We start from the raw sequence: 26,400 nt of genomic DNA, 5'->3' as shown, positions 1-26,400 counted from the left end.
CAATGGAAGAAGAACACCAGTGTCTGAAGTCCGTGTGACCGTCCAGTCCGCCTCGGAGGCAGAGGAGAGGGCGGTGAGCGCGGGCACCACCGCCGGTGCCCTCTTCGCCGACGACCGCACCGTCATCGCCGCCCGCGTAGGCGGCGAGCTGAAGGACCTCTCGTACGAGCTCGCCGAAGGCGATGTCGTCGAGGGCGTCGAGATCTCCTCCCCGGACGGTCTCGACATCCTGCGCCACTCCACCGCCCACGTCATGGCCCAGGCCGTGCAGGAGCTCTTCCCCGAGGCCAAGCTGGGCATCGGCCCGCCGGTCCGGGACGGCTTCTACTACGACTTCGACGTCGAGAAGCCCTTCACTCCCGAGGACCTCAAGGTCATCGAGAAGAAGATGCAGGAGATCCAGAAGCGCGGTCAGCGCTTCTCCCGCCGCGTGGTGACCGACGAGGCCGCCCGCGAGGAGCTCGCGGACGAGCCGTACAAGCTGGAGCTCATCGGCATCAAGGGCTCCGCCTCCACCGACGACGGGGCCAACGTCGAGGTGGGCGGCGGCGAGCTGAGCATCTACGACAACCTCGACGCCAAGACCGGCGAGCTGTGCTGGAAGGACCTCTGCCGCGGTCCGCACCTGCCGACCACCCGGAACATCCCGGCGTTCAAGCTCATGCGCAACGCGGCGGCCTACTGGCGCGGCAGCGAGAAGAACCCGATGCTGCAGCGCATCTATGGCACCGCCTGGCCGTCGAAGGACGAGCTGAAGGCGCACCTCGACTTCCTCGCCGAGGCCGAGAAGCGCGACCACCGCAAGCTCGGCAACGAGCTCGACCTCTTCTCCGTCCCGGACGAGATCGGCTCCGGCCTCGCGGTCTTCCACCCCAAGGGCGGCATCATCCGCCGGGTCATGGAGGACTACTCGCGCAAGCGCCACGAGGAGGAGGGCTACGAGTTCGTCTACTCGCCGCACGCCACCAAGGGCAAGCTGTTCGAGAAGTCGGGCCACCTGGACTGGTACGCCGAGGGCATGTACCCCCCCATGCAGCTCGACGAGGGCGTGGACTACTACCTCAAGCCCATGAACTGCCCGATGCACAACCTGATCTTCGACGCGCGCGGGCGCTCCTACCGTGAGCTGCCGCTGCGCCTGTTCGAGTTCGGCACCGTGTACCGGTACGAGAAGTCCGGCGTCGTCCACGGTCTGACCCGGGCCCGTGGCTTCACCCAGGACGACGCGCACATCTACTGCACCCGCGAGCAGATGGCGGAGGAGCTGGACAAGACCCTCACCTTCGTCCTCAACCTGCTGCGCGACTACGGTCTGAACGACTTCTACCTGGAGCTCTCCACCAAGGACCCGGAGAAGTTCGTCGGCTCGGACGAGGTGTGGGAGGAGGCCACCGCGGTCCTCCAGCAGGTCGCCGAGAAGCAGGGCCTCCCGCTGACCCCCGACCCGGGCGGCGCCGCGTTCTACGGCCCGAAGATCTCGGTGCAGGCGCGGGACGCCATCGGCCGTACCTGGCAGATGTCGACCGTGCAGCTCGACTTCAACCTGCCCGAGCGGTTCGACCTGGAGTACACCTCCCCGGACGGCACCAAGCAGCGTCCGGTCATGATCCACCGCGCGCTGTTCGGCTCCATCGAGCGCTTCTTCGCGGTGCTCCTGGAGCACTACGCGGGTGCGATGCCGCCGTGGCTCGCGCCGGTGCAGGCGACCGGTATCCCGATCGGTGACGCCCACGTCGACTACCTGCACGAGTTCGCCGCCAAGGCGAAGAAGCAGGGCCTGCGAGTGGACGTCGACTCCTCCTCGGACCGGATGCAGAAGAAGATCCGGAACGCGCAGAAGCAGAAGGTCCCGTTCATGATCATCGCGGGTGACGAGGACATGGCCGCCGGCGCCGTCTCCTTCCGCTACCGCGACGGTTCGCAGGAGAACGGCATCCCCGTCGACGAGGCCATCGCCAAGATCGCCAAGATCGTCGAGGACCGCGTCCAGGTCTGACGACCGCAGGCGTGATCAGGCCCCCGGGGAATCCCCCGGGGGCCTCTTCTCGTCCTCCCGCGTGAACGCCTGGATCAGCCAGGACGAGAACGAACCCGTCACCGCGCCCAGCAGCGCCAGGCCACAGGCCATCATGCCGACCGCCGTCAGCCGCCCGACCGGGGTCACCGGGACCACGTCCCCGTACCCCACCGTGGCGAGCGTGGAGCAGGCCCACCACACCGCGTCGCCGAAGGTGACGATCGTGGCACCGGGGGCGTCCGCCTCGAACTGGAAGACCACGAGCGCGCCGGCGAAGCCCAGCAGGCTGACCGTGAGGCCGGAGTAGACCATCACGCGCGCGTACAGGCTGAGCCTCGGCTTTTCCCGGCGGCGCTGGAGCCGCTCGTAGATGCTGACCATCCGCACCGGCCGCAGCAGCGGAATCAGCAGCACCACCGTGTCGAGGAGATGGGTACGGACGAAGCGGAGCGGGCCGAGGCCGCTGAGGCGGAGCCGTACCGCGTAGTCGACGATGAACGCGGCCCAGGACGTGAGGGTGACGGCGAGGCAGAGGTCGAGCCAGCCCTGGGAAAGACTGTTGCGGCCGAGGACGCGGATCGCGTAACTGGCCAGAAAGGCGAGGGAGGCCACGGCGAGCGGGGTCTCCATACGGCGGTCCCAGCATTCCTGCCGGGGCGGGTTCCTTGGCCTGTCGCTCATCTGATCAGCATGGCGGCTGCATGGATCTTCCGCCCCGACGACACGTTCCGAACGGGCGACGCAATATGCTGCACAGCATGACGACTGAGCCGGAGCAGCAGATCGGAGTCGGGACGCAGGACGCGTTCCAGCGCCTGTGGACGCCTCATCGGATGGCGTACATCCAGGGCGAGAACAAGCCGACCGGGCCGGGGGCCGACGACGGCTGTCCGTTCTGCTCGATCCCGTCGATGTCGGACGAGGACGGTCTGGTGATCGCCCGCGGCGCGAGCGTCTACACGGTCCTCAACCTGTACCCGTACAACGGCGGCCACCTGATGGTCGTCCCGTACCGTCACGTCGCCGACTACACGGACCTGGACGTGGCGGAGACGGCGGAGCTCGCCGACTTCACCAAGCGCGCGATGGTGGCGCTGCGGAGCGCGTCCGGTGCGCACGGCTTCAACATCGGCATGAACCAGGGCGCCGTCGCGGGCGCGGGGATCGCCGCCCACCTGCACCAGCACGTGGTGCCGCGCTGGGGCGGCGACACCAACTTCATGCCGGTCGTCGGGCACACCAAGGTGCTGCCGCAACTGCTCGCCGACACCCGGAAGATGCTGGCCGACGCCTGGCCGGCCACCATCTGATCCGTACGCGGAGGGTGACCCGGGCCGATCGGCCCGGGCTGCCCGAACCCCCGTCAGGCGTCGTAGACGTCGGCCTTCTTCGGTCCCGGGTCCTGGATCATGCCGCCGAGGATCAGCGAGCGGTTGGTGAAGCGCTCCGTGTCCACCCCGTGGTCGTCGAGCATCTTCACGGCCGCGGTGTGGACGGCCCGCAGCACCGGCGTGGCCATGCGGATGGCGTCGTCGGCCATGAAGCGGTTCTTCCAGATCGGACCCGCCCAGGCGTGCCGCAGACCGAACGGCTCGGGGAGCACGATCTTGCCGCCGAGGAACTCCAGGATCGGCGGGTACCAGGTGAACGGGGCGCGGACCGCCAGCCGGACCACCTCGTCGGTCTCCATCAGCGCCTGCGGGATCTCCTTCGTCTCCCAGAAGCGGACGGCCTTCGAGACCTCCTTGGTCTTCGCCTTGGGCTTCGTGGTGAAGAGGGAGTGCACGGGGCCGAGGGCGTGGCCGGTGACGTCGATCCGCAGGGTGTGGTGGAGCGAGGTGACGGTGACCAGCATGGTGAGGACCACGTTCCCGCCCCAGAGCGTGAACTGCACGCCGAGGTAGTGGCGGTTGCCGGCGTCGAACTGCTGCTCGTTGCAGATGCGCTGTATCTCGTGCGGCTTCACCTGGTAGTGGACGATGCTGTCGCCCTCGGGGCGGGTGACCTCGTCGGCGCCCTCGCCGACCGGGGAGACGATCCAGTGCTTGACGGTCGGCTTGGGGAAGCCGGTCTTGAGGGAGCCGCGCTCCAGGAGCGTGAGCTGGTCGTGGATCTTCCGTATGACGTCCCAGGCGCGGAAGTCGTGGATCTCCCGGCCGGGCTGGGGGACCAGGTCCTCGGCGAGGGACCAGCTGCCCCAGCGCGTCCCCATGCCGAGGATGCCCTTGGTGCCCGCGTAGAAGACGATGTTGGACTGCTGCTCGGCGGAGAGCTTCTCCAGGTTGAGCCGCAGGGCCTCGGCCGACTTCTCGCTCGGGTCCTGGGGCACGGCCTCGGGGATCTTGGGACCGGCGCCGCCGCCGTCGATCAGGGAGGTCCACTGCCGGCGCAGGTCGACGGCGGTCTTCTCGCAGATCCGGCGCGCGAGGAACCAGCCGATCACCGGAGCCGCGATCATGGCGCGCAGGTAGTTCGGCAGGACCCCGTCGAACGGCAGCTTGAGCAGGACGAGCAGCGCGAAGACGCCGGCCGCGAGCAGGAGGGCCGTGCCCACGGCGCCGGCGCGCTTGTTCTCGGTTCCGGCGACGCTCCGGCGGAGCTGGATGACACCGAGCCAGAGGAGCAGGCCGGGCAGGAAGAGGACACCGCAGAAGAAGGTGACCATGGTCAGCTTGACGTCACGCTGCCTGCGGATCCGCGACGCGGCGAGGCAGTGCTCGACCACCGGCTGGGGTTCGGCGCCGAAGGACTGGATGAGGGCCTTGCGGCCGCCGCCGAGCATCCTGACCTGGACCGCACGGGAGAAGGCCTCACCGAGGTCGGGATGGAACAGCTTGTTCCATTTCCCTTCCTTGACCGTCGACTTGTGCAGCTCGTTGTCGGCCTCCAGGATCGTGGCGACCGGGCTGTCGCGGTACGCGACCGAGGCGAGGGCATGGGTCGCCGCCGTCTGTCCGTCCGACCCCTGGAGGGGGATCTGTGCCCCGGGTCCGAATCCGTCGAAAGCCACTGCCGCCCCCATCGCCGCGAGTACCTGTGCGGGCTGTGCCCAACTGCCGCGCCCCGCACACCTTCTGAGCTGGGCACCACAGCGTAACCGGGTACCGGCTGATGCGTCACCGTAGTGAGCGGTCACGGCCGAATGCCGCCAGCCGGTGCGCGACCGGCTGGGCGGCAGTAGGCGACACCTCTCAACTATGCTCGCTTTTCGGCCTGTTCGCGGATCTTTTCCGCGAGGTGCGGGGGCATCGGTTCGTGCCGGGCGTACGCACGGTCGAACCGGCCGGTGCCGTGCGACACGGAGCGCAGGTCGATCGCGTACCGGCTGATCTCGATCTCGGGCACCTCGGCCCGGACGAGGGTCCGCCCCGGGCCGGCCTGCTCGGTGCCGACGACCCGGCCGCGCCGCCCCGACAGATCGCTCATGACCGGGCCGACGTACTCGTCGGGGACGAGGACCTGGACCTCGGCGACCGGCTCCAGGAGGTGGACGGGGACCTCGGCGGCCGCCTCGCGCAGCGCGAGCGCCCCGGCCGTCTGGAAGGCGGCGTCGGAGGAGTCGACCGAGTGCGCCTTGCCGTCCCGCAGGGTGATCCGGACGTCGACGAGGGGATGGCCGGCGGAGACGCCCCGGGCGGCCTGGGCCCGCACGCCCTTCTCGACGGAGGGGACGAACTGGCGCGGGACCGCCCCGCCGACCACCTTGTCGACGAACTCGATGCCGCTGCCCACCGGCAGCGGCTCCACGTCGATCTCGCAGATGGCGTACTGGCCGTGGCCGCCGGACTGCTTGACGTGCCGGCCCCGGCCGGAGGAGGCGCTGCCGAAGGTCTCGCGCAGCGGCACCTCGTACGGGACGGCGTCGACCTGCACGCCGTACCGGCCCCTGAGGCGCTCGAGGACGACGTCCTGGTGGGCCTCGCCCAGGCACCACAGCACCACCTGGCGGGTGTCCTGGTTCTGTTCGAGGCGCATCGTCGGGTCCTCGGCGACCAGCCGGGCGAGGCCCTGCGAGAGCCGGTCCTCGTCGGCCTTGCCGTGGGCCTCGACGGCGAGCGGAAGCAGGGGTTCGGGCATGCTCCACGGCTCCATCAGGAGCGGGTCGTCCTTTGCCGAGACGGTGTCGCCGGTCTCCGCGCGGCCGAGCCGGGCGACACAGGCGAGGTCCCCGGCGATGCAGTGCGGCAGGGGCCGCTGCTGCTTGCCGAAGGGGGAGGTGAGGCCGCCGATCCGTTCGTCGACGTCGTGGTCCTCGTGGCCCCGGTCGGTGAGGCCGTGGCCGGAGACGTGCACGGTCTCGTCCGGGCGCAGGGTGCCGGAGAAGACCCTGACCAGGGAGATCCGGCCCACGTACGGGTCGGAGGCGGTCTTCACGACCTCGGCGACCAGGGGGCCGTCGGGGTCGCAGGTGATCGCCGGCCGGGGCTGCCCGTCGGGCGTGGTCACGGCCGGGGGCTCGTGCTCCAGGGGTGAGGGGAAGCCGCCGGTGATCAGCTCCAGGAGTTCGAGGGTGCCGAGGCCCTGTGTCCCGCCGTCGGCGGCGGGGGCGGCCGCGAGGACCGGGTGGAAGCTACCCCGGGCGACGGCCTTCTCCAGGTCGTCGACGAGCGTCTTCACGTCGATCTCCTCGCCGCCGAGGTAGCGGTCCATGAGGGTCTCGTCCTCGCTCTCGGCGATGATCCCCTCGATGAGCCGGGCGCGGGCCTCCGCGATGAGCTCCCGCTGGTTCTCGTCGGGCGCCTCCTCCCGTCGTACGCCCGTCGAGTAGTCGAGGATCCGCTCCGAGAGCAGACCGACGAGCCCGGTGGCGGGCGCGTGGCCGTCGGCCCCCTCCGCGCCCCGGACGGGCAGGTAGAGAGGGAGGACGGCGTCCGGGTCGTCGCGCCCGAAGAGGTCGGCGCAGACGGCGGTGAGCTCGGTGAAGTCGGTGCGGGCCGTGTCGAGGTGGGTCACGACGATGGCGCGGGGCATGCCGACGGCCGCACACTCCTCCCAGATCATGCGGGTGGAGGCGGCGACGGCGTCGGCCTCCTGCGCGGCCGAGACGACGAAGAGGGCCGCGTCCGCCGCCCGCAGACCGGCCCTCAGCTCCCCGACGAAGTCGGCGTACCCGGGGGTGTCGAGGAGGTTGATCTTGAACCCGTCCCAGCCGACCGGGACGAGGGAGAGCTGCACGGAGCGCTGCTGGCGGTGCTCGATCTCGTCGTAGTCGGAGACCGTCCCGCCGTCCTCGACGCGCCCGGCCCGGTTGACCGCTCCGGCGGTCTGGGCGAGCGCCTCGACGAGGGTCGTCTTGCCGGATCCGCTGTGGCCGACCAGCACCACGTTCCGTACGGACGTGGGCCGGTCGGCCGTCAAAGCCCTGCCGGCGGCTCCGGCGGCCGTGTTCGCCTTGTCACCCATGATGTGTTCCTCCCGACTGCTCGCACGGTGCGGCGGGACGCGGGCGCGGGGGAGTGGCGTGTCGCGGTGCGGCTCCGGCGGGTGCCCGCGGTGGTTCTTCGAGCTTTGCACCGGCGCAGGGACGCGTCCATACGTCGTACCCGGACCGATCCTCGGGGGGACCGCGACGCGGCGGGGCGGGTGCCCGCCACGTCGGCGCCACGCGCGTGGCTACGATGGGTGAGCCGGTGGTCATAGGGGCCGCGCGGCCCACCGAACCTCGGGAAGGCCATGCTGAACAAGTACGCGCGTGCCTTTTTCACGCGTGTCCTCACACCGTTCGCCGCGTTTCTGCTCCGCCGGGGCGTCAGCCCCGACGCGGTCACGCTCATCGGCACGGCGGGAGTGATGGCCGGTGCGCTGGTCTTCTTCCCCCGGGGAGAATTCTTCTGGGGCACGATCGTCATCACCCTCTTCGTCTTCTCCGACCTCGTCGACGGCAACATGGCCCGGCAGGCGGGGATCTCCAGCCGTTGGGGGGCCTTCCTCGACTCGACGCTCGACCGGGTCGCGGACGGCGCCATCTTCGGCGGCTTCGCGCTCTGGTACGCGGGCACAGGCGACGACAACATGCTGTGCGCCGTCGCCATCTTCTGCCTCGCGAGCGGCCAGGTCGTGTCGTACACCAAGGCCCGTGGCGAATCGATTGGCCTGCCGGTCGCCGTCAACGGCCTCATCGAGCGCGCCGAGCGCCTCGTCATCTCGCTGGTCGCCGCCGGTCTCGCCGGACTGCACGCCTTCGGCGTGCCCGGCGTCCAGGTGCTGCTTCCGATCGCCCTGTGGATCGTGGCGGTCGGCAGCGCGGTGACCCTGGGGCAGCGCGTGGTGACGGTACGACGGGAATCGGCCGAGGCGGACGCCGCGGCCCGGGGGAGCGAGGCGGCATCGTGAGCGCGCTGAAGGACAGACTGACCGACGGGGTGTACGGCCTCGGCTGGTCGACCGTGAAGAGGCTGCCGGAGCCGGTGGCGGCGGGCCTCGGCCGGCGGATCGCCGACTTCACCTGGAAGCGGCGCGGCAAGAGCGTGCTGCGGCTCGAGTCCAACCTCGCGCGCGTGGTGCCGGACGCCACGCCCGAGCGGCTCGCCGAGCTGTCGAAGGCCGGCATGCGCTCGTACATGCGGTACTGGATGGAGTCCTTCCGGCTGCCGACCTGGAGCGAGGAGCGGGTCGGGAGGGACGTCGACATCAAGGGCGCCGAGCATCTGCTCGACGGGATCGCCTCCGGGCGGGGCGTCATCATCGCGCTGCCGCACCTGGCCAACTGGGACCTGGCGGGCGTGTGGGTGACCCGCACGCTCGGCGTGCCGTTCACGACGGTCGCCGAGCGGCTCAAGCCGGAGACGCTGTACGACCGCTTCGTCGCCTACCGCGAGTCCCTCGGCATGGAGGTCCTCCCGCACACCGGGGGCTCCGCCTTCGGGACGCTCGCGCGACGGCTGCGGGCCGGCGGGCTGGTCTGTCTCGTCGCCGACCGGGACCTGTCGGCCTCCGGGGTCGAGGTCTCGTTCTTCGGTGACACGGCGCGGATGCCGGCGGGACCGGCGATCCTCGCCCAGCAGACGGGCGCGCTGCTGATGCCGGTGACGCTCTGGTACGACGACACGTCGGTCATGCGGGGGCAGATCCACCCGCCTCTCGACGTACCCGAGTCGGGTACCCGGGCCGAGCGGACGGCCGCGGCGACACAGGCGCTGGCGGACGTCTTCGCCGGCGGCATCGCGGACCACCCGGAGGACTGGCACATGCTGCAGCGACTGTGGCTCGCGGACCTGGAGGAACGCCCGGCCTCGGGCGCGGACCGGGAGGCGAGCCCGGCGTCGGACCGGGACGAGCTGTCGGTCCGGGACGAGCCGTCGACCCCGGCTCCGGCTCCGGCCCCGGCCCAGGCCGCGGACCGGAACCCGGGCCGAGACCGTGACGGGGAGCGGACCGCGTGAAGATCGGGATCGTCTGCCCGTACTCCTGGGACGTGCCGGGCGGCGTCCAGTTCCACATCCGCGACCTCGCCGAGCACCTCATCCGGCTCGGGCACGAGGTCTCCGTCCTCGCCCCCGCCGACGAGGAGACCCCGCTCCCGCCGTACGTCGTCTCGGCCGGCCGGGCCGTGCCCGTCCCGTACAACGGCTCGGTGGCCCGGCTCAACTTCGGCTTCCTCTCCGCCGCCCGCGTACGGCGCTGGCTGCACGACGGCACCTTCGACGTCGTGCACATCCACGAGCCGACCTCACCGTCGCTCGGACTGCTCACCTGCTGGGCGGCGCAGGGGCCGATCGTGGCCACCTTCCACACCTCGAACCCGCGCTCGCGGGCGATGATCGCCGCGTACCCGATCCTCCAGCCGGCGCTGGAGAAGATCAGCGCCCGCATCGCCGTGAGCGAGTACGCGCGGCGGACGCTCGTCGAGCACCTCGGCGGTGACGCGGTCCTCATCCCCAACGGCGTCGACGTGGACTTCTTCGCCCGCGCCGAGCCGAAGAAGGAGTGGCAGGGCGGGACGCTCGGCTTCATCGGCCGGATCGACGAACCGCGCAAGGGCCTGCCGGTCCTGATGCGGGCCCTGCCCAGGATCCTCACGGAGCGGCCGGGGACCCGGCTGCTCGTCGCCGGGCGCGGGGACGAGGAGGAGGCGGTGGCCTCGCTGCCGCCCGAGATGCGCTCCCGGGTGGAGTTCCTCGGCATGGTCAGCGACGAGGACAAGGCGCGGCTGCTGCGCAGCGTCGACGTGTACGTGGCGCCCAACACCGGCGGGGAGAGCTTCGGCATCATCCTCGTCGAGGCGATGTCGGCCGGCGCGCCGGTGCTCGCCGCCGACCTCGACGCCTTCGCCCAGGTCCTCGACCAGGGCGGCGCGGGCGAGCTCTTCGCCAACGAGGACGCGGAGGCGCTCGCGGACGCGGCGATCCGACTCCTGGGTGACGAGGCGCGACGCGCGGAGCTCAGCGCCCGCGGCTCGGCGCATGTCCGCCGCTTCGACTGGAGCACGGTCGGCGCGGACATCCTCGCCGTCTACGAGACGGTCACGGACGGCGCGGCGGCGGTGGACACGGACGAACGCGTGGGGCTGCGGGCGAGGCTGGGGCTGTAGGGGGCCCACCCTTCGGCTGATCCGGGTCCCGGCCTCGGCCCCGGGTGGGCACCCGCCTCGGCCCCGGATGGGCACCTGCCTCCGCCCCGCGTGGGCACCCTGCCCCGGCCCCGCGTGGGCACCCGCCTCGCCCCGTGCGGGCAATCCTCCCGCCCCGCGGTGGGCAATCGTCCCGCTCCGGCGGAACGAATGCCCACCGCGGGGCGGGGACGGTCCGGCATCCGCCGCCCGTCGCCCCGGTAGCCTGTGCGCCCGTGACCGAAACCCTGATCTGGACCGTTGTCGCGCTGATCCTCATCGGCGTCTATCTCAGCTGGACCGCCGGACGGCTCGACCGGCTGCACTCCCGTATCGACGCCGCCCGCGCCGCCCTGGACGCACAGCTTCTCCGCCGGGCCTCGGTCACCCAGGAGCTGGCCACCTCCGGAGTCCTCGACCCGGCCGCCTCGATCGTGCTGTACGAGGCCGCGCACGCCGCCCGGCAGGCCGAGGAGGACCAGCGGGAGGTCGCCGAGAGCGAGCTGAGCCAGGCCCTGCGGGTCGTCTTCGGCGAGCCCGAGCAGGTGGAGGTCGTACGGGAGGCGCCCGGCGGCGAGGAGGCCGCCGGGGAGCTCGCCGCAGCCGTGCGCCGGGTGCCGATGGCGCGCCGCTTCCACAACGACGCCGTACGGGCCGCCCGCGCCCTGCGCCGCCACCGCACGGTCCGCTGGTTCCGGCTCGCGGGCCACGCGCCCTTCCCGCTGGCCTTCGAAATGGACGACGAGCCGCCAGTGGCCCTTGCCGATCGCCCGGCCTGACCCCCCTAACCTGGGAAAACGATCCACCGAGTCCACATTGGCCCTTGATGTGGACCCCAGGTGGCCTGTTTCCTCTTCTTGTCGTCAACCCCCGTTGTCACGAGTGAGGTACCTGTGTCCACCACGCCTTCCACCACCTTCCAGTCCCCCGAGACCGGCACCGCGCGCGTCAAGCGCGGCATGGCCGAGCAGCTCAAGGGCGGCGTGATCATGGACGTGGTCAACGCCGAGCAGGCGAAGATCGCCGAGGACGCCGGCGCCGTGGCCGTCATGGCCCTGGAGCGGGTCCCCGCGGACATCCGCAAGGACGGCGGCGTGGCCCGTATGTCCGACCCGAACATGATCGAAGAGATCATCGGCGCGGTCTCCATCCCGGTCATGGCCAAGTCCCGCATCGGTCACTTCGTCGAGGCGCAGGTCCTGCAGTCCCTCGGCGTCGACTACATCGACGAGTCCGAGGTCCTGACCCCGGCCGACGAGGTCAACCACTCCGACAAGTGGGCCTTCACGACCCCCTTCGTCTGTGGCGCCACCAACCTGGGCGAGGCCCTCCGCCGCATCGCCGAGGGTGCGGCCATGATCCGCTCCAAGGGCGAGGCCGGCACCGGCAACGTCGTCGAGGCCGTCCGTCACCTGCGCCAGATCAAGAACGAGATCGCCAAGCTGCGCGGCTTCGACAACAACGAGCTGTTCGCCGCCGCCAAGGAGCTCCGCGCCCCGTACGAGCTCGTCAAGGAGGTCGCCGAGCTCGGCAAGCTGCCGGTCGTGCTGTTCTCCGCCGGTGGCGTCGCCACCCCCGCCGACGCCGCGCTCATGCGCCAGCTCGGCGCCGAGGGCGTCTTCGTCGGCTCCGGCATCTTCAAGTCGGGCGACCCGGCCAAGCGCGCCGCCGCCATCGTGAAGGCCACCACCTTCTACGACGACCCGAAGATCATCGCGGACGCCTCCCGCAACCTGGGCGAGGCCATGGTCGGCATCAACTGCGACACCCTCCCCGAGTCCGAGCGCTACGCCAACCGGGGCTGGTAAGCACCGATGAGCAGCACTCCCGTGATTGGTGTCCTGGCTCTCCAGGGCGACGTACGGGAGCACCTGATCGCCCTGGCCGCGGCTGACGCCGTGGCCAGGCCGGTGAGGCGCCCCGAGGAGCTCGCCGAGGTCGACGGTCTCGTCATCCCCGGTGGCGAGTCCACCACCATCTCCAAGCTGGCCGTGCTCTTCGGCCTGATGGAGCCGCTCCGCGAGCGCATCGCCGCCGGCATGCCGGTCTACGGCACCTGCGCCGGGCTGATCATGCTCGCCGACAAGATCCTCGACCCGCGCTCGGGCCAGGAGACCTTCGGCGGCATCGACATGATCGTCCGCCGTAACGCCTTCGGGCGTCAGAACGAGTCCTTCGAGGCCGGCGTCACGGTCACGGGCATCGAGGACGGCCCCGTCGAGGGCGTCTTCATCCGGGCCCCGTGGGTCGAGTCCATCGGCGCCCAGGTCGAGGTCCTCGCCGAGCACGGCGGTCACATCGTCGCCGTACGGCAGGGGAACGCCCTGGCGACCTCGTTCCACCCCGAGCTCACGGGGGACCACCGACTGCACGGCCTGTTCGTCGACATGGCGCGCGCGGCACGGTGACTCGATCCCGGTAGGATCTCTCGGGTTCGTTCAGAAATGGGTTACGCGAAGGAGACAGGCAGATGTCCGGCCACTCTAAATGGGCTACGACGAAGCACAAGAAGGCCGTGATCGATGCCAAGCGCGGCAAGCTCTTCGCGAAGCTGATCAAGAACATCGAGGTCGCCGCCCGTACCGGTGGTGCCGACCTGGACGGTAACCCGACGCTGTTCGACGCCGTTCAGAAGGCGAAGAAGCAGTCGGTCCCGAACAAGAACATCGACTCCGCGCTCAAGCGCGGAGCGGGCCTCGAGGCCGGCGGCGCCGACTACGCCACGATCATGTACGAGGGTTACGGCCCGAACGGTGTCGCGGTGCTCATCGAGTGCCTCACCGACAACCGCAACCGCGCCGCCTCCGACGTGCGCGTCGCCATGACCCGCAACGGCGGCTCCATGGCCGACCCGGGCTCGGTCTCGTACCTGTTCAACCGCAAGGGCGTCGTCGTGCTCCCCAAGGGCGAGCTGTCCGAGGACGATGTCCTGGAGACGGTGCTCGAAGCCGGCGCCGAGGAGGTCAACGACCTCGGTGAGTCCTTCGAGATCATCAGCGAGGCCACCGACCTGGTCGCGGTCCGTACCGCCCTCCAGGCGGCCGGCATCGACTACGACTCGGCCGAGTCCAGCTTCGTCCCGACCATGCAGGTCGAGCTCGACGAAGAGGGCGCGCGCAAGATGTTCAAGCTGATCGACGCGCTGGAGGACAGCGACGACGTGCAGAACGTCTTCGCCAACTTCGACGTCAGCGACGAGGTCATGGAGAAGGTCGACGCCTGAGCGCGGCCGTTCCACAGCGGGCCGACGGGGACACACCCCCGTCGGCCCGCTGCGTTGTCAGTGGCAGCCGATAGCCTGCACAAACAGGTGAGCGACAGCGGTCCAGGGAGGGACACAGTGCGCGTTCTCGGGGTGGACCCCGGACTGACCCGGTGCGGCGTCGGTGTCGTCGAAGGCGTCGCCGGGCGGCCCCTGACCATGCTCGGCGTCGGTGTGGTCCGGACTGCGGCCGACGCGGACATCGGTGTGCGGCTGGTCGGCATCGAGCGTGGAATCGAGGAGTGGCTCGACCGCTTCTCGCCCGAACTGGTAGCCGTGGAGCGGGTGTTCAGCCAGCACAACGTCCGTACGGTGATGGGCACGGCCCAGGCGAGCGCGGTCGCCATGCTCTGCGCCTCGCGGCGCGGGATCCCCGTCGCCCTGCACACGCCCAGCGAGGTCAAGGCCGCCGTCACCGGTAGCGGGCGCGCGGACAAGGCGCAGGTCGGAGCCATGGTGACCCGGCTCCTGCGGCTCTCCGCGCCACCCAAGCCGGCCGACGCCGCCGACGCCCTCGCGCTCGCCATCTGCCACATCTGGCGGGCTCCCGCCCAGAACCGCCTCCAGCAGGCCGTCGCCCAGAACCGGCTCCAGCAGGCGGCCGCCCAGCACCAGGCGGCCGCTCGGGCTTCCGCCCACCCTCAGGCCCCCGCCCAGCACCCGTCATCCGCCGTGAAAGGCCGAACCCGATGATCGCCTTCGTCAGCGGCCCGGTCGCCGCCCTCGCCCCCTCCGTCGCCGTGATCGAGGTCGGCGGCGTGGGCATGGCCGTGCAGTGCACGCCGAACACCCTCTCCGCCCTGAGGGTCGGTCAGGACGCCCGGCTCGCCACCTCGTTGGTGGTCCGTGAGGACTCGCTCACCCTGTACGGCTTCGCCGACGACGACGAGCGGCAGGTCTTCGAGCTGCTCCAGACCGCCAGCGGCGTAGGCCCCCGCCTCGCGCAGGCCATGCTCGGCGTGCACAGCCCCGACGCGCTGCGGATCGCCGTCTCCACCGGTGACGAGAAGGCCCTCATGGCCGTCCCCGGCATCGGCAAGAAGGGCGCGCAGAAGCTCCTCCTCGAACTGAAGGACAAGCTCGGCGCCCCCCTGGGCAGCAGCGGCCTGGTCGGCGCCCAGCGTGCCGCGGCCTCCGGGCCCGCGCCATGGACCGAGCAGCTGTCCGCCGCGCTGATCGGACTCGGCTACGCGAGCCGCGAGGCGGAGGAGGCCGTCGGCGCCGTCACCCCGATTGCCGAGGCCGCCCTCGCCGAGACCGGCGCCGCACCCGTACCGCAGCTGCTCCGCGCCGCCCTCCAGGCCCTCAACCGCACCCGCTGACCCGCCCGGCCCCCGGCCCCCTCGCGGTCCGGGCGGACCTGCCGCCGAGCCGCTGACCCCGCCGTACGAACGAGAAGGCATCCACCGTGAACTGGGACGACGACACCACCGCCGAGTCGGCCGAGGCCGAGGCGCGCATCGTCGACGCCGCCGCCGAGGGGGACGACCAGGCCGTCGAGGCCGCCCTGCGCCCCAAGGACCTCAGCGAGTTCGTCGGCCAGGAGAAGGTCCGCCAGCAGCTCGACCTGGTCCTCAAGGCCGCCCGTCAGCGTGGCGCCACCGCCGACCACGTGCTGCTCTCCGGCGCCCCCGGCCTCGGCAAGACCACCCTCTCGATGATCATCGCGGCCGAGATGAACGCGCCGATCCGCATCACCTCCGGCCCCGCCATCCAGCACGCCGGCGACCTCGCCGCGATCCTCTCCTCCCTCCAGGAGGGCGAGATCCTCTTCCTCGACGAGATCCACCGGATGTCCCGGCCCGCCGAGGAGATGCTCTACATGGCGATGGAGGACTTCCGCGTCGACGTCATCGTCGGCAAGGGCCCCGGCGCCACCGCCATCCCTCTGGAACTCCCGCCCTTCACCCTGGTCGGCGCCACCACCCGGGCCGGCCTCCTGCCGCCCCCGCTGCGCGACCGCTTCGGCTTCACCGGCCACATGGAGTTCTACGACCCCGCCGAGCTCCAGCGCGTGATCCACCGCTCCGCCGGCCTCCTCGACGTCGAGATCGACGCGGCAGGCGCCGCCGAGATCGCCGGCCGCTCCCGCGGCACGCCCCGTATCGCCAACCGCCTGCTGCGCCGCGTCCGGGACTACGCGCAGGTCAGGGCCGACGGAGCGATCACCCGGGAGATCGCCGAGGCCGCCCTCCGGGTGTACGAGGTGGACAGCCGCGGCCTCGACCGGCTCGACCGCGCCGTCCTGGAGGCCCTGCTCAAGCTCTTCGGCGGCGGACCGGTCGGACTTTCCACCCTCGCGGTCGCCGTGGGGGAGGAGCGCGAGACCGTCGAGGAGGTCGCCGAGCCCTTCCTCGTACGCGAAGGACTACTGGCCCGCACGCCCCGTGGTCGGGTCGCCACTCCCGCCGCATGGACCCACCTCGGGCTCGTTCCGCCGCAGGCAGCGGGGCCGGGAGCGCACGGAAGCGGACAACAGGGGCTCTTCGGGGCGTGACGGTAGTGACACTCGCCCGGACCGGAACCAGGGTGCGATGCTGGACGTTGTTCCATCGATGCGGACTCGCCTAGACTCCGCCGATGCCGCCCTTTCTGGTCGGCGCGCCCACCCCCGAAGATCAGGCCGCGGGTTCTCCGCGACCGTGCGAAGGAAACCCGTCCCGTGAGCATCGTGACCCTCCTCCCCTTCATCGTCCTCATCGGGGCCATGTTCCTGATGACCCGCTCTGCGAAGAAGAAGCAGCAGGCGGCCGCGCAGATGCGCGATGAGATGCAGCCCGGTACCGGCGTGCGGACGATCGGGGGGATGTACGCCACCGTCAAGGAGATCGGCGACGAGACCGTCCTCCTCGAGGTCGCGCCCGGCGTGCACGCCGTCTACGCGAAGAACGCGATCGGCGCGGTCCTTCCGGACGCCGAGTACAACCGCATCGTCCACGGTGACGAGGAGGACTCGGAGACCGAGGCCGTCGTTCCCGACGACGCCTCCTCGCTCACCGAGACCGCCGAGGTCACGAAGGACGCGGAGGCCGTCGAGGCCGAGGACGCGCAGCCGAAGGCCGATCTGACGAAGAAGGCGGACGCGGCCGAGGCCGGCACCGAGGGTCAGAAGGACGGCAAGACCGACGGCGAGACCGACGCGAAGTAGTCGCGGCCGGGCACCCCGCGCACGCCCACCCGGCGTGCGCGGTCCCCGGAACGGTTCCACGTCTGCGGGGGAAGGTCCCCACACACACTTCGTGGCCGTCTCACGCATACCCGGCGCGGGGCGGTTGGACAGGGAGATACGACAGGTGGCAGCACCGAACAAGGGCCGAAGGCCGGCGGGGGGACAGAGCCGTCCGGGCCGCGCCCTGGCACTCATCCTGATCGCCATGGTCGCGCTCACCGGCGGCATGTTCTGGTCGGGGCACACCACCCCGCGCCTCGGCATCGACCTCGCCGGCGGAACGTCGATCACGCTCAAGGCGAAGGCCGAGCCCGGCCAGGAGTCGGCGGTCAACGAGACCAACATGAACACCGCGGTCGGCATCATCGAGCGCCGTGTCAACGGTCTGGGCGTCTCCGAGGCCGAGGTTCAGACCCAGGGCCGCGAGAACATCATCGTCAACATCCCCCGCGGCACGAACGAGAAGCAGGCCCGCGAGCAGGTCGGCACCACGGCCCAGCTCTACTTCCGGCCCGTTCTCACCGTCGCGGACGGCGGACCCCAGGTGGCGCCGAGCGCCACCACCTCCGGCTCTCCCACGGGCACCCCCTCGGCCAAGCCGTCCTCCTCCGGTGCGACCGTGGGTGAGAAGTCGGCCACGCCGACGGCCACGGCCACCACGCAGGGACGCGCGGTCAGCGAGGCCCTCAAGGCCCCGAGCCCGACGCCCACCGCGAGCTCCTCGGCCTCCACGAAGCCGAAGGCCACGGACACCCCCACGACGCCGCCCGCGGCCGACGCGGCCACCCTGGCGCTCCAGAAGAAGTTCACGGACCTGAACTGCCTCGACCCCAAGCAGCGCGCCGCTGCCGGCCAGGGCGTCAAGCCGACCGAGCCCACCGTGGCCTGCGGCGAGGACAACCCGGGCGTGTGGGCGAAGTACCTCCTCGGCCCGGCCGAGGTCGAGGGCCGTGACGTCGACGACGCCAGCGCCGGCATCGACCAGCAGAGCGGCCAGTGGATCGTCGACATGGCCTTCACCGGTGAGGGCTCCAAGAAGTTCCAGGCGATCACCGGCAAGCTGTCGCAGCAGGCCGACCCGCAGAACCGCTTCGCGATCGTCCTCGACGGCGAGGTCGTCTCGGCCCCGTCGGTGCGCACGACGCTGAGCGCCAACGCCCAGATCTCCGGCAACTTCACCCAGCAGACCGCCCAGGACCTCGGCAACATCCTGTCCTACGGCGCCCTGCCGCTCTCCTTCGAGACCCAGAGCGTCGACACCGTCACCGCCGCCCTCGGCGGCGACCAGCTGGAGGCGGGCCTGATCGCGGGCGCCATCGGCCTCGCGCTGGTCATCATCTACCTGGTGGCGTACTACCGCGGTCTTTCGCTGGTCGCGATCCTCAGCCTCGGCGTCTCCGCGCTGCTGACCTACGTGATCATGGCCCTGCTCGGCCCGGCCATCGGCTTCGCGCTGAACCTGCCGGCCGTCTGCGGCGCCATCGTCGCCATCGGTATCACCGCGGACTCGTTCATCGTCTACTTCGAGCGCATCCGTGACGAGCTCCGCGAGGGCCGCACGCTCCGCCCGGCCGTCGAGCGCGCCTGGCCGCGCGCCCGCCGCACGATCATGGTCTCCGACTTCGTGTCGTTCCTGGCCGCGGCCGTGCTCTTCATCGTCACCGTCGGCAAGGTCCAGGGCTTCGCGTTCACGCTCGGCCTCACCACCCTGCTCGACATCGTCGTGGTGTTCCTCTTCACCAAGCCGGTCATGACGATGCTGGCGAAGACCAAGTTCTTCGGCAACGGTCACCCGTGGTCGGGTCTCGACCCGAAGCGGCTCGGCGCCAAGCCGCCGCTGCGCCGCTCCCGCCGTGCCACCGCCCCCGTCGACGCGAAGGAGGCGTGAGATGTCGAAGCTCGGCGATCTCGGCGCCCGGCTCCACCGCGGTGAGGTCGGTTACGACTTCATCGGCAACCGCAAGATCTGGTATGGCCTGTCCATCCTGATCACCATCACCGCCATCGTCGCCCTGGCCGTCCGCGGCCTCAACATGGGCATCGAGTTCCAGGGCGGCGCCGTCTTCACCACCCCGAAGACCGACGTCTCCGTCAGCCAGGCCCAGGAGTACGCGGAAGAGGCCTCGGGCCACGACGCGATCGTCCAGCAGCTCGGCAACGGCTCGCTCCGCATCCAGGTCGGCGGCCTCGACACGGCCCAGTCCGACCAGGTCCGCGAAGAGCTCGCCAAGGACCTGAACGTCCCCGAGGAAAAGATCGCGGCGGAGCTCGTCGGCCCCAGTTGGGGTGAGCAGATCGCCACCAAGGCCTGGACCGGCCTAGGGGTCTTCATGATCCTGGTGGTGATCTATCTGGCGATCGCCTTCGAGTGGAGAATGGCGATCGCGGCACTCATCGCCCTGATCCACGACCTCACGATCACCGTGGGTATCTACTCACTGGTCGGCTTCGAGGTCACCGTCGGTACGGTCATCGGTCTGCTGACGATCCTCGGCTATTCGCTGTACGACACAGTCGTCGTCTTCGACTCCCTCAAGGAGCAGACGAAGGACATCACGAAGCAGACCCGCTTCACCTACAGCGAGCTGGCCAACCGCTCGATCAACGGCACCCTGGTCCGTTCGATCAACACCACCGTCGTCGCGCTGCTGCCGGTCGCCGGCCTGCTCTTCATCGGTGGCGGCGTCCTCGGCGCCGGCATGCTCAACGACATCTCGCTGTCGCTGTTCGTGGGTCTCGCCGCCGGCGCGTACTCCTCGATCTTCATCGCCACCCCGCTCGTCGCCGACCTCAAGGAGCGCGAGCCGGCGATCAAGGCGCTCAAGAAGCGCATCCTGGCCAAGCGGGCCTCCGCCGCGGCCAAGGGTGAGCCGCTGGACGCCGCCGACGACCTGCCTGCCGAGGCCGCCGTCGTCGGTCCGCGGGTGAGCCGCCGGGACAGCCAGGAGTACCGAGGATGACCGCCGAGGCCCAGGACGTCACCGACCTCCTGCTCAGCCGCATCCGCGACGTCCCCGACTACCCGAAGCCGGGCGTGCTGTTCAAGGACATCACGCCGCTGCTCGCGGACCCGGTGGCGTTCACGGCCCTCACCGACGTCCTCGCCGCCCTGTGCTCCGCGCACGGTGCGACGAAGATCGTCGGCCTGGAGGCCCGCGGCTTCATCCTGGCCGCCCCGGTGGCCGTCCGCGCGGGCCTGGGCTTCATCCCGGTCCGCAAGGCCGGCAAGCTCCCCGGGGCCACGCTGAGCCAGGCGTACGAGCTGGAGTACGGCACCGCCGAGATCGAGGTGCACGCCGAGGACCTGGCCGCGGGCGACCGCGTCATGGTCATCGACGACGTCCTCGCCACCGGCGGTACGGCCGAGGCCTCGATCGAGCTCATCCGCCGCGCGGGCGCCGAGGTCGCGGGAGTCGCGGTCCTCATGGAGCTCGGCTTCCTGCCGGGCCGCTCCCGCCTGGAGCCGGTCCTGAACGGCGCCCCGCTCAAGGCGCTGATCACGGTCTGACACGACGCGGTCCGACAGCAGGGCCCGCAGGGGCGCTCCGGGGAATCCCCGGGGCGCCCCTGCTGTTTTCCCCTTATGTCCCTGTACGGGGCCCAAGGGGCGGGCTTCCTCCGTGCCCACGCCGTCCGCGCGCCGGGCGCGTGAGCACGGCGGGTCGGGGCTCGATACGATGGCCTTTCCGGGCCTGACCGGGGGACCCGGCACCGCACGAGGAGCGCTCTTGCCAGACGAGGCCCAGTCACTCTCCGCCGCGCAGCCCGACCCGAAGGCCGAGAAGGCCGCGCCGGGAACCGGCACGCCCGAGAACAAGCCCGCGGAGACCGGGCCCGTGCCCGAGACGGCGGCCCCGGCGCCCACCCCGACCCCGGCGCCCACCCCGGCCCCCGCCGCCCGGCCCGCACCGGCCGCGCCGGCCCGCTCGGGCGGCTCGTCCAACCGGGTCCGCGCCCGCCTCGCCCGCCTCGGCGTCCAGCGTTCGTCCCCGTACAACCCGGTCCTCGAACCGCTGCTGCGGATCGTCCGCTCCAACGACCCGAAGATCGAGACGGCCACCCTCCGCCAGATCGAGCGCGCCTACCAGGTCGCCGAGCGCTGGCACCGCGGCCAGAAGCGCAAGAGCGGCGACCCGTACATCACGCACCCGCTCGCCGTCACGACGATCCTCGCCGAGCTCGGCATGGACCCGGCGACGCTGATGGCCGGCCTCCTGCACGACACCGTCGAGGACACCGAGTACGGCCTCGACACCCTGCGCCGGGACTTCGGCGACCAGGTCGCCCTGCTCGTCGACGGCGTCACCAAGCTCGACAAGGTCAAGTTCGGCGAGGCCGCGCAGGCCGAGACCGTCCGCAAGATGGTCGTCGCCATGGCCAAGGACCCGCGCGTCCTGGTCATCAAGCTCGCCGACCGCCTGCACAACATGCGTACCATGCGGTACCTCAAGCGGGAGAAGCAGGAGAAGAAGGCCCGCGAGACCCTCGAGATCTACGCGCCCCTGGCCCACCGCCTGGGCATGAACACCATCAAGTGGGAGCTGGAGGACCTCGCCTTCGCGATCCTCTACCCCAAGATGTACGACGAGATCGTCCGGCTCGTCGCCGAGCGCGCCCCCAAGCGGGACGAGTACCTCGCCATAGTGACCGACGAGGTCCAGACGGACCTGCGCGCCGCCCGCATCAAGGCCACCGTCACCGGCCGCCCCAAGCACTACTACAGCGTCTACCAGAAGATGATCGTCCGCGGCCGGGACTTCGCGGAGATCTACGACCTGGTCGGCATCCGCGTCCTCGTGGACACCGTCCGCGACTGCTACGCGGCCCTCGGCACCGTCCACGCGCGATGGAATCCGGTCCCCGGCCGGTTCAAGGACTACATCGCGATGCCGAAGTTCAACATGTACCAGTCGCTGCACACGACGGTCATCGGACCCAACGGCAAGCCCGTCGAGCTCCAGATCCGCACCTTCGACATGCACCGGCGTGCCGAGTACGGCATCGCCGCGCACTGGAAATACAAGCAGGAGGCCGTCGCCGGTGCCTCCAAGGTGCGCGCCGACGTGCCGAAGAGGACGGGCAAGGACGACCACCTCAACGACATGGCGTGGTTGCGCCAGCTCCTCGACTGGCAGAAGGAGACCGAGGACCCCAGCGAGTTCCTGGAGTCCCTGCGCTTCGACCTCTCGCGCAACGAGGTCTTCGTCTTCACGCCCAAGGGCGACGTCATCGCGCTGCCCGCCGGCGCCACCCCCGTCGACTTCTCCTACGCCGTCCATACCGAGGTCGGCCACCGCACGATAGGAGCGCGGGTCAACGGGCGGCTCGTGCCGCTGGAGTCGACCCTCGACAACGGCGACCTGGTCGAGGTCTTCACCTCCAAGGCCGCCGGTGCCGGCCCCTCCCGCGACTGGCTGGGATTCGTCAAGTCACCGCGCGCCCGCAACAAGATCCGCGCCTGGTTCTCCAAGGAGCGCCGCGACGAGGCGATCGAGCAGGGCAAGGACGCCATCGCGCGGGCCATGCGCAAGCAGAACCTGCCGATCCAGCGGATCCTGACCGGCGACTCGCTCGTCACGCTCGCCCACGAGATGCGCTACAGCGACATCTCCTCGCTGTACGCGGCGATCGGCGAGGGCCATGTCACCGCCCAGTCCATCGTCCAGAAGCTGGTGCAGGCGCTCGGCGGCGAGGAGGCTGCCACCGAGGACATCGACGAGGCCGCCCCGCCGACCCGCGGCCGCTCCAAGCGCCGCTCCAACGCCGACCCGGGCGTCGTCGTCAAGGGCGTCGAGGACGTCTGGGTGAAGCTGGCGCGCTGCTGTACGCCCGTCCCCGGCGACCCGATCATCGGCTTCGTCACCCGGGGCAGTGGCGTATCGGTTCACCGCAGCGACTGCGTCAACGTGGAGTCGCTCTCCCGTGAGCCGGAGCGCATCCTCGAGGTCGAGTGGGCGCCCACCCAGTCCTCGGTCTTCCTGGTCGCGATCCAGGTCGAGGCGCTGGACCGGTCCCGGCTCCTCTCGGACGTCACCCGGGTCCTCTCGGACCAGCACGTCAACATCCTCTCCGCGGCCGTCCAGACCTCCCGCGACCGGGTGGCCACCTCGCGCTTCACCTTCGAGATGGGCGACCCGAAGCACCTGGGCCACGTCCTGAAGGCGGTCAGGGGCGTGGAGGGCGTCTACGACGTCTACCGTGTGACCTCGGCGCGCAGGCCGTAACGGCCCACACGACGAAAGAGGCGGCTCCGGTACCCGCGTACCGGAGCCGCCTCTTCGTGGCGGAGTCTCAGCCGCCGAACTCCTCCAGGCCCTTCATGGCCTGGTCGAGCAGGGCCTGGCGGCCCTCCAGCTCGCGGGAGAGCTTGTCGGCCTTGCTGTCGTTGCCGGCGGCGCGGGCCGCATCGATCTGCTTGCGCAGCTTCTCGACCGCGTCCTGGAGCTGACCGGTCAGACCCGCGGCACGCGCGCGTGCCTCCGGGTTCGTCCGGCGCCACTCGGCCTCCTCGGCCTCCTGGATCGCCCGCTCCACCGTGTGCATCCGGCCCTCGACCTTCGGGCGGGCGTCACGCGGCACGTGGCCGATGGCCTCCCAGCGCTCGTTGAGGGAGCGGAAGGCCGCACGCGCCGCCTTCAGGTCCGACACCGGCACCAGCTTCTCGGCCTCGGTGGCGAGCTCCTCCTTCAGCTTGAGGTTGTCGGTCTGCTCCGCGTCCCGCTCGGCGAAGACCTCGCCCCGCGCAGCGAAGAAGACGTCCTGGGCGCCGCGGAAGCGGTTCCACAGGTCGTCCTCGTGCTCGCGCTGCGCCCGGCCGGCCGCCTTCCAGTCCGTCATCAGCTCGCGGTAACGGGCCGCCGTCGTGCCCCAGTCGGTGGAGTTCGACAGCGCCTCCGCCTCGGCGACCAGACGCTCCTTCGTCTTGCGGGCGTCCTCTCGCTGGGCGTCCAGCGAGGCGAAGTGGGCCTTGCGGCGCTTCGAGAACGCCGAGCGGGCGTGCGAGAAGCGGTGCCACAGCTCGTCGTCGGACTTGCGGTCCAGCCGGGGGAGACCCTTCCAGGTGTCCACGAGGGCCCGCAGCCGCTCGCCCGCCGAGCGCCACTGCTCGCTCTGGGCCAGCTCCTCGGCCTCGGTGACGAGCGCCTCCTTGGCGGCCCGCGCCTCGTCGGTCTGCTTGGCCTTCTGGGCCTTGCGCTCCTCGCGGCGCGAGTCGACCGACGCGACGAGCTTGTCCAGCCGGGCGCCGAGCGCGGCCAGGTCGCCGACGGCGTGGTGCTCGTCGATCTGCTGGCGGATGTGCTCGATCGCGGCGGTGGCGTCCTTCGTCGAGAGGTCGGTGGTCCTCACGCGCTTCTCGAGGAGGCCGATCTCGACCACCAAGCCCTCGTACTTGCGCTCGAAGTAGGCCAGGGCCTCCTCAGGGGTGCCGGCCTGCCACGATCCGACGACCTGCTCACCCTCGGCCGTCCGCACGTACACGGTGCCCGTCTCGTCGACGCGGCCCCACGGGTCGCTGCTCACAGCGCCTCCTCACCATGATGCCGTCGTGGGGTGGTACCCCCCGGGCATCGTCCACAGTTTCCCGGCGGGCCTCGCCCGCCTTCCGCAGCGCGGCCGACGGCCCACGCTGCACAACGCCAATCTAGGCGAACGGCGGCCCGGCTGTCCGCACTCCGCGCGACCGAAATTCAACGGTCACGCGCGTGTGCGGACACCCGGCCGTACCCCGCTCACTTCTTCGCGACGGTGGCCTTCTCGATGGTGACGGCCTTCTTCGGAGCGCCGTCCTTGGCACCGCCCACGGCACCGGCCGCGGCCACGTCCTTGACCGCCTGGAGACCGGCCGCGTCGATCTTCCCGAACGGGGTGTAGGTCGGCGGCAGCTTGGTGTCCTTGTACACGAGGAAGAACTGCGAACCGCCGGTGCCGGGCTGGCCCGTGTTCGCCATGGCGACGGTGCCGGCCGGGTAGGTCACCGAGCCGTCCGCGCCCGCCTTGCCCAGGGCGGTCAGGTTCTCGTCCGGGATGGTGTAGCCCGGGCCGCCGGTCCCGTCGCCCTTGGGGTCGCCGCACTGGAGCACGAAGATGCCCTCGGTCGTGAGGCGGTGGCACTTGGTCCCGTCGAAGTACTTCTTCGCGGCGAGGTGGTGGAACGAGTTCACCGTGCGCGGGGTCTTCGCCGCGTCCATGGTGATCGCGATGTCGCCCTCGTTGGTCTTGAGGGTCATCTCGTACGCGCCCTTGGCGTCCACGGCCATCTTCGGCTCGGGGTTCGCCGACTCGCTCTGCGTGGGCGTGGGCGCCGCGGTGGTGGGTGACTCGCCCGCCGCGTTGTCCGTGCCCTTCGTGTCCTCCGTCAGCGCCACGGAGGCGTACACGGCGGCGCCGGAGGCCAGCACCACCGCCAGGGCGGCCGCGATGACGGTGTTGCGGCGCTTCGCCTTGCGCCGGTTCTCCTCCCGCCGCTGCTGCTGCCGCGCGTACTTCTCCCTGGCAAGCTGCCGCCGCCGCTGATCGCTGGTGACCACCGGGTCCGCTCCTGTCGCTCGTCTGTTCCTGTCCTGGCCGGATGTGCCCGTACCGTATACGGGTTGGCTGTGGAAGCGGCACCGCCGGTAGGCTCTGATCTGCTGAATTCCGTGTTTCCCGTGATTTCCGCGCCCTGTGCCGGACGACAACTAAGGACGAACGTGCTGATTGCCGGGTTCCCCGCCGGGGCCTGGGGGACCAACTGTTACCTGGTCGCCCCCGCCGCAGGCGAGGAGTGCGTGATCATCGACCCGGGCCACCAGGCCGCCCAGGGAGTCGAGGAGACGCTCAAGAAGCATCGGCTCAAGCCCGTCGCCGTCGTCCTCACCCATGGACACATCGACCACGTCGCCTCCGTCGTTCCGGTGTGCGGCGCCCATGACGTCCCCGCGTGGATCCACCCGTCCGACCGGTACATGATGAGCGACCCGGAGAAGGCCCTCGGCCGCTCCATCGGGATGCCCCTCATGGGCGAGCTGACCGTGGGGGAGCCCGACGACGTGCGGGAGCTCACCGACGGCGCCGAGCTGAAGCTCGCCGGTCTGGACTTCTCCGTCGCCCACGCGCCCGGTCATACCAAGGGGTCGGTGACCTTCCGGATGCCCCAGAGCGCGGACGTCCCGTCCGTGTTCTTCTCGGGGGATCTGCTCTTCGCCGGCTCCATCGGACGCACCGACCTGCCCGGCGGTGACATGGACGAGATGCTCGCATCGCTGGCCCGCGTGTGCCTGCCCCTCGACAACTCGACCGTGGTGCTTTCGGGGCACGGTCCCCAGACGACCATCGGCCAGGAGCGCGCCACGAACCCCTATCTGCGGGACGTGGCCTCCGGCCTCGGGAGCACGAAGGCTCCCCGACGAGGAATGTGACGATTC

At 70.8% G+C, this 26,400-nt stretch carries 23 protein-coding genes; 18 read left to right on the top strand and 5 right to left on the bottom strand.

Annotated features, from left to right (window positions below; all coding sequences use genetic code 11):
• The first annotated feature begins 19 nt into the window (after positions 1 to 19).
• Positions 20 to 1,996, top strand: a complete 1,977-nt coding sequence (gene thrS, locus OG580_RS05965; RefSeq protein WP_150272056.1) for a threonine--tRNA ligase — start codon at positions 20 to 22, stop codon at positions 1,994 to 1,996.
• 15 nt (positions 1,997 to 2,011) lie between these two features.
• Here the strand turns inward: thrS and OG580_RS05960 are convergent, their stop codons facing one another.
• Positions 2,012 to 2,698 carry a potassium channel family protein gene (locus OG580_RS05960; RefSeq protein ID WP_267042589.1) on the bottom strand — a complete coding sequence of 229 codons (687 nt, stop codon included), beginning with the start codon at positions 2,696 to 2,698 and terminating at the stop codon, positions 2,012 to 2,014.
• A 65-nt stretch (positions 2,699 to 2,763) separates the two neighbouring features.
• On the opposite strand from OG580_RS05960, the gene OG580_RS05955 reads away from it, so the two are divergent.
• Positions 2,764 to 3,327: an HIT domain-containing protein gene (locus OG580_RS05955; protein ID WP_267042588.1), complete on the top strand. Its 564-nt coding sequence runs from the start codon at positions 2,764 to 2,766 to the stop codon at positions 3,325 to 3,327.
• Positions 3,328 to 3,380: 53 nt separating this feature from the next.
• Here the strand turns inward: OG580_RS05955 and OG580_RS05950 are convergent, their stop codons facing one another.
• A complete protein-coding gene (locus tag OG580_RS05950; protein WP_267042587.1) occupies positions 3,381 to 5,039 on the bottom strand; it encodes a hypothetical protein in 1,659 nt (552 codons plus the stop codon).
• Positions 5,040 to 5,212: 173 nt separating this feature from the next.
• Positions 5,213 to 7,420 (bottom strand): elongation factor G-like protein EF-G2, encoded by a 2,208-nt coding sequence (locus OG580_RS05945; RefSeq protein WP_267042586.1) that lies wholly within the window; start codon positions 7,418 to 7,420, stop codon positions 5,213 to 5,215.
• 270 nt (positions 7,421 to 7,690) lie between these two features.
• Here OG580_RS05945 and pgsA point away from each other — a divergent pair, with 270 nt between their 5' ends.
• From pgsA to OG580_RS05870, 15 genes are all read left to right on the top strand, one after another.
• Complete coding sequence (pgsA, locus tag OG580_RS05940) at positions 7,691 to 8,350, top strand: phosphatidylinositol phosphate synthase (RefSeq protein WP_267042585.1); 660 nt, start codon at positions 7,691 to 7,693, stop codon at positions 8,348 to 8,350.
• 5 nt (positions 8,351 to 8,355) lie between these two features.
• Positions 8,356 to 9,399 (top strand): phosphatidylinositol mannoside acyltransferase, encoded by a 1,044-nt coding sequence (locus OG580_RS05935; RefSeq protein ID WP_267047909.1) that lies wholly within the window; start codon positions 8,356 to 8,358, stop codon positions 9,397 to 9,399.
• The gene (locus tag OG580_RS05930) at positions 9,396 to 10,547 is read left to right on the top strand and encodes a glycosyltransferase family 4 protein (RefSeq protein WP_267042584.1); all 1,152 of its coding nucleotides are present in this window, start codon (positions 9,396 to 9,398) and stop codon (positions 10,545 to 10,547) included. The genes OG580_RS05935 and OG580_RS05930 overlap by 4 nt, the downstream gene beginning before the upstream one ends.
• A 254-nt stretch (positions 10,548 to 10,801) precedes the next feature.
• Positions 10,802 to 11,344 carry a hypothetical protein gene (locus tag OG580_RS05925; protein ID WP_267042583.1) on the top strand — a complete coding sequence of 181 codons (543 nt, stop codon included), beginning with the start codon at positions 10,802 to 10,804 and terminating at the stop codon, positions 11,342 to 11,344.
• Positions 11,345 to 11,458: 114 nt separating this feature from the next.
• The gene (gene pdxS / locus OG580_RS05920; protein WP_056649994.1) at positions 11,459 to 12,373 is read left to right on the top strand and encodes a pyridoxal 5'-phosphate synthase lyase subunit PdxS; all 915 of its coding nucleotides are present in this window, start codon (positions 11,459 to 11,461) and stop codon (positions 12,371 to 12,373) included.
• Positions 12,374 to 12,379: 6 nt separating this feature from the next.
• Complete coding sequence (gene pdxT, locus OG580_RS05915; RefSeq protein ID WP_267042582.1) at positions 12,380 to 12,973, top strand: pyridoxal 5'-phosphate synthase glutaminase subunit PdxT; 594 nt, start codon at positions 12,380 to 12,382, stop codon at positions 12,971 to 12,973.
• Positions 12,974 to 13,035: 62 nt separating this feature from the next.
• Positions 13,036 to 13,788, top strand: coding sequence for a YebC/PmpR family DNA-binding transcriptional regulator (locus OG580_RS05910; RefSeq protein ID WP_267042581.1), 753 nt, complete (start codon positions 13,036 to 13,038; stop codon positions 13,786 to 13,788).
• Between the two features lie 117 nt (positions 13,789 to 13,905).
• Positions 13,906 to 14,520 (top strand): crossover junction endodeoxyribonuclease RuvC, encoded by a 615-nt coding sequence (ruvC, locus tag OG580_RS05905; RefSeq protein WP_267042580.1) that lies wholly within the window; start codon positions 13,906 to 13,908, stop codon positions 14,518 to 14,520.
• Complete coding sequence (ruvA, locus tag OG580_RS05900) at positions 14,517 to 15,149, top strand: Holliday junction branch migration protein RuvA (protein WP_267042579.1); 633 nt, start codon at positions 14,517 to 14,519, stop codon at positions 15,147 to 15,149. Before ruvC ends, ruvA begins: the two co-directional genes overlap by 4 nt.
• Before the next feature lie 86 nt (positions 15,150 to 15,235).
• Positions 15,236 to 16,324, top strand: coding sequence for a Holliday junction branch migration DNA helicase RuvB (gene ruvB, locus OG580_RS05895; RefSeq protein ID WP_267042578.1), 1,089 nt, complete (start codon positions 15,236 to 15,238; stop codon positions 16,322 to 16,324).
• Between the two features lie 165 nt (positions 16,325 to 16,489).
• On the top strand, positions 16,490 to 16,975 hold the full coding sequence (yajC, locus tag OG580_RS05890; protein WP_267042577.1) for a preprotein translocase subunit YajC: 486 nt from the start codon (positions 16,490 to 16,492) through the stop codon (positions 16,973 to 16,975).
• Positions 16,976 to 17,120: 145 nt separating this feature from the next.
• Entirely contained in the window at positions 17,121 to 18,884 is a 1,764-nt protein-coding gene (secD, locus tag OG580_RS05885; protein ID WP_267042576.1) for a protein translocase subunit SecD, read from the top strand.
• Position 18,885: 1 nt separating this feature from the next.
• Positions 18,886 to 19,956 (top strand): protein translocase subunit SecF, encoded by a 1,071-nt coding sequence (gene secF / locus OG580_RS05880; RefSeq protein ID WP_267042575.1) that lies wholly within the window; start codon positions 18,886 to 18,888, stop codon positions 19,954 to 19,956.
• Positions 19,953 to 20,504, top strand: coding sequence for an adenine phosphoribosyltransferase (locus OG580_RS05875; RefSeq protein ID WP_267042574.1), 552 nt, complete (start codon positions 19,953 to 19,955; stop codon positions 20,502 to 20,504). The genes secF and OG580_RS05875 overlap by 4 nt, the downstream gene beginning before the upstream one ends.
• A 220-nt stretch (positions 20,505 to 20,724) precedes the next feature.
• On the top strand, positions 20,725 to 23,220 hold the full coding sequence (locus tag OG580_RS05870; protein WP_267042573.1) for a bifunctional (p)ppGpp synthetase/guanosine-3',5'-bis(diphosphate) 3'-pyrophosphohydrolase: 2,496 nt from the start codon (positions 20,725 to 20,727) through the stop codon (positions 23,218 to 23,220).
• Positions 23,221 to 23,287: 67 nt separating this feature from the next.
• On the opposite strand, the gene OG580_RS05865 is transcribed toward OG580_RS05870, so the two are convergent.
• Together OG580_RS05865 and OG580_RS05860 are read right to left on the bottom strand one after the other, a co-directional pair.
• Positions 23,288 to 24,517 (bottom strand): DUF349 domain-containing protein, encoded by a 1,230-nt coding sequence (locus tag OG580_RS05865; protein ID WP_267042572.1) that lies wholly within the window; start codon positions 24,515 to 24,517, stop codon positions 23,288 to 23,290.
• Positions 24,518 to 24,726: 209 nt separating this feature from the next.
• Positions 24,727 to 25,524 (bottom strand): peptidylprolyl isomerase, encoded by a 798-nt coding sequence (locus OG580_RS05860; RefSeq protein WP_267042571.1) that lies wholly within the window; start codon positions 25,522 to 25,524, stop codon positions 24,727 to 24,729.
• A gap of 162 nt (positions 25,525 to 25,686) precedes the next feature.
• On the opposite strand from OG580_RS05860, the gene OG580_RS05855 reads away from it, so the two are divergent.
• Positions 25,687 to 26,394: an MBL fold metallo-hydrolase gene (locus tag OG580_RS05855; protein WP_267042570.1), complete on the top strand. Its 708-nt coding sequence runs from the start codon at positions 25,687 to 25,689 to the stop codon at positions 26,392 to 26,394.
• Positions 26,395 to 26,400: the final 6 nt, after the last annotated feature.

Source organism: Streptomyces sp. NBC_00094 (genome assembly GCF_026343125.1).
GTDB lineage: Bacteria > Actinomycetota > Actinomycetes > Streptomycetales > Streptomycetaceae > Streptomyces.
The sequence above is the reverse complement of the archived record's forward strand: the minus strand, read 5'-3'. Positions and strand labels throughout refer to the sequence as shown.

Excerpts from the sequence above, each read along its gene's own strand:
- secF (WP_267042575.1), top strand. The coding sequence starts at position 18,886 with ATGTCGAAGCTCGGCGATCTCGGCGCCCGGCTCCACCGCGGTGAGGTC.
- ruvA (WP_267042579.1), top strand. The coding sequence starts at position 14,517 with ATGATCGCCTTCGTCAGCGGCCCGGTCGCCGCCCTCGCCCCCTCCGTC.
- OG580_RS05950 (WP_267042587.1), bottom strand. The coding sequence starts at position 5,039 with ATGGGGGCGGCAGTGGCTTTCGACGGATTCGGACCCGGGGCACAGATC.
- OG580_RS05955 (WP_267042588.1), top strand. The coding sequence starts at position 2,764 with ATGCTGCACAGCATGACGACTGAGCCGGAGCAGCAGATCGGAGTCGGG.
- OG580_RS05875 (WP_267042574.1), top strand. The coding sequence starts at position 19,953 with ATGACCGCCGAGGCCCAGGACGTCACCGACCTCCTGCTCAGCCGCATC.
- pgsA (WP_267042585.1), top strand. The coding sequence starts at position 7,691 with ATGCTGAACAAGTACGCGCGTGCCTTTTTCACGCGTGTCCTCACACCG.
- OG580_RS05960 (WP_267042589.1), bottom strand. The coding sequence starts at position 2,698 with ATGAGCGACAGGCCAAGGAACCCGCCCCGGCAGGAATGCTGGGACCGC.
- OG580_RS05945 (WP_267042586.1), bottom strand. The coding sequence starts at position 7,420 with ATGGGTGACAAGGCGAACACGGCCGCCGGAGCCGCCGGCAGGGCTTTG.
- OG580_RS05910 (WP_267042581.1), top strand. The coding sequence starts at position 13,036 with ATGTCCGGCCACTCTAAATGGGCTACGACGAAGCACAAGAAGGCCGTG.
- pdxT (WP_267042582.1), top strand. The coding sequence starts at position 12,380 with ATGAGCAGCACTCCCGTGATTGGTGTCCTGGCTCTCCAGGGCGACGTA.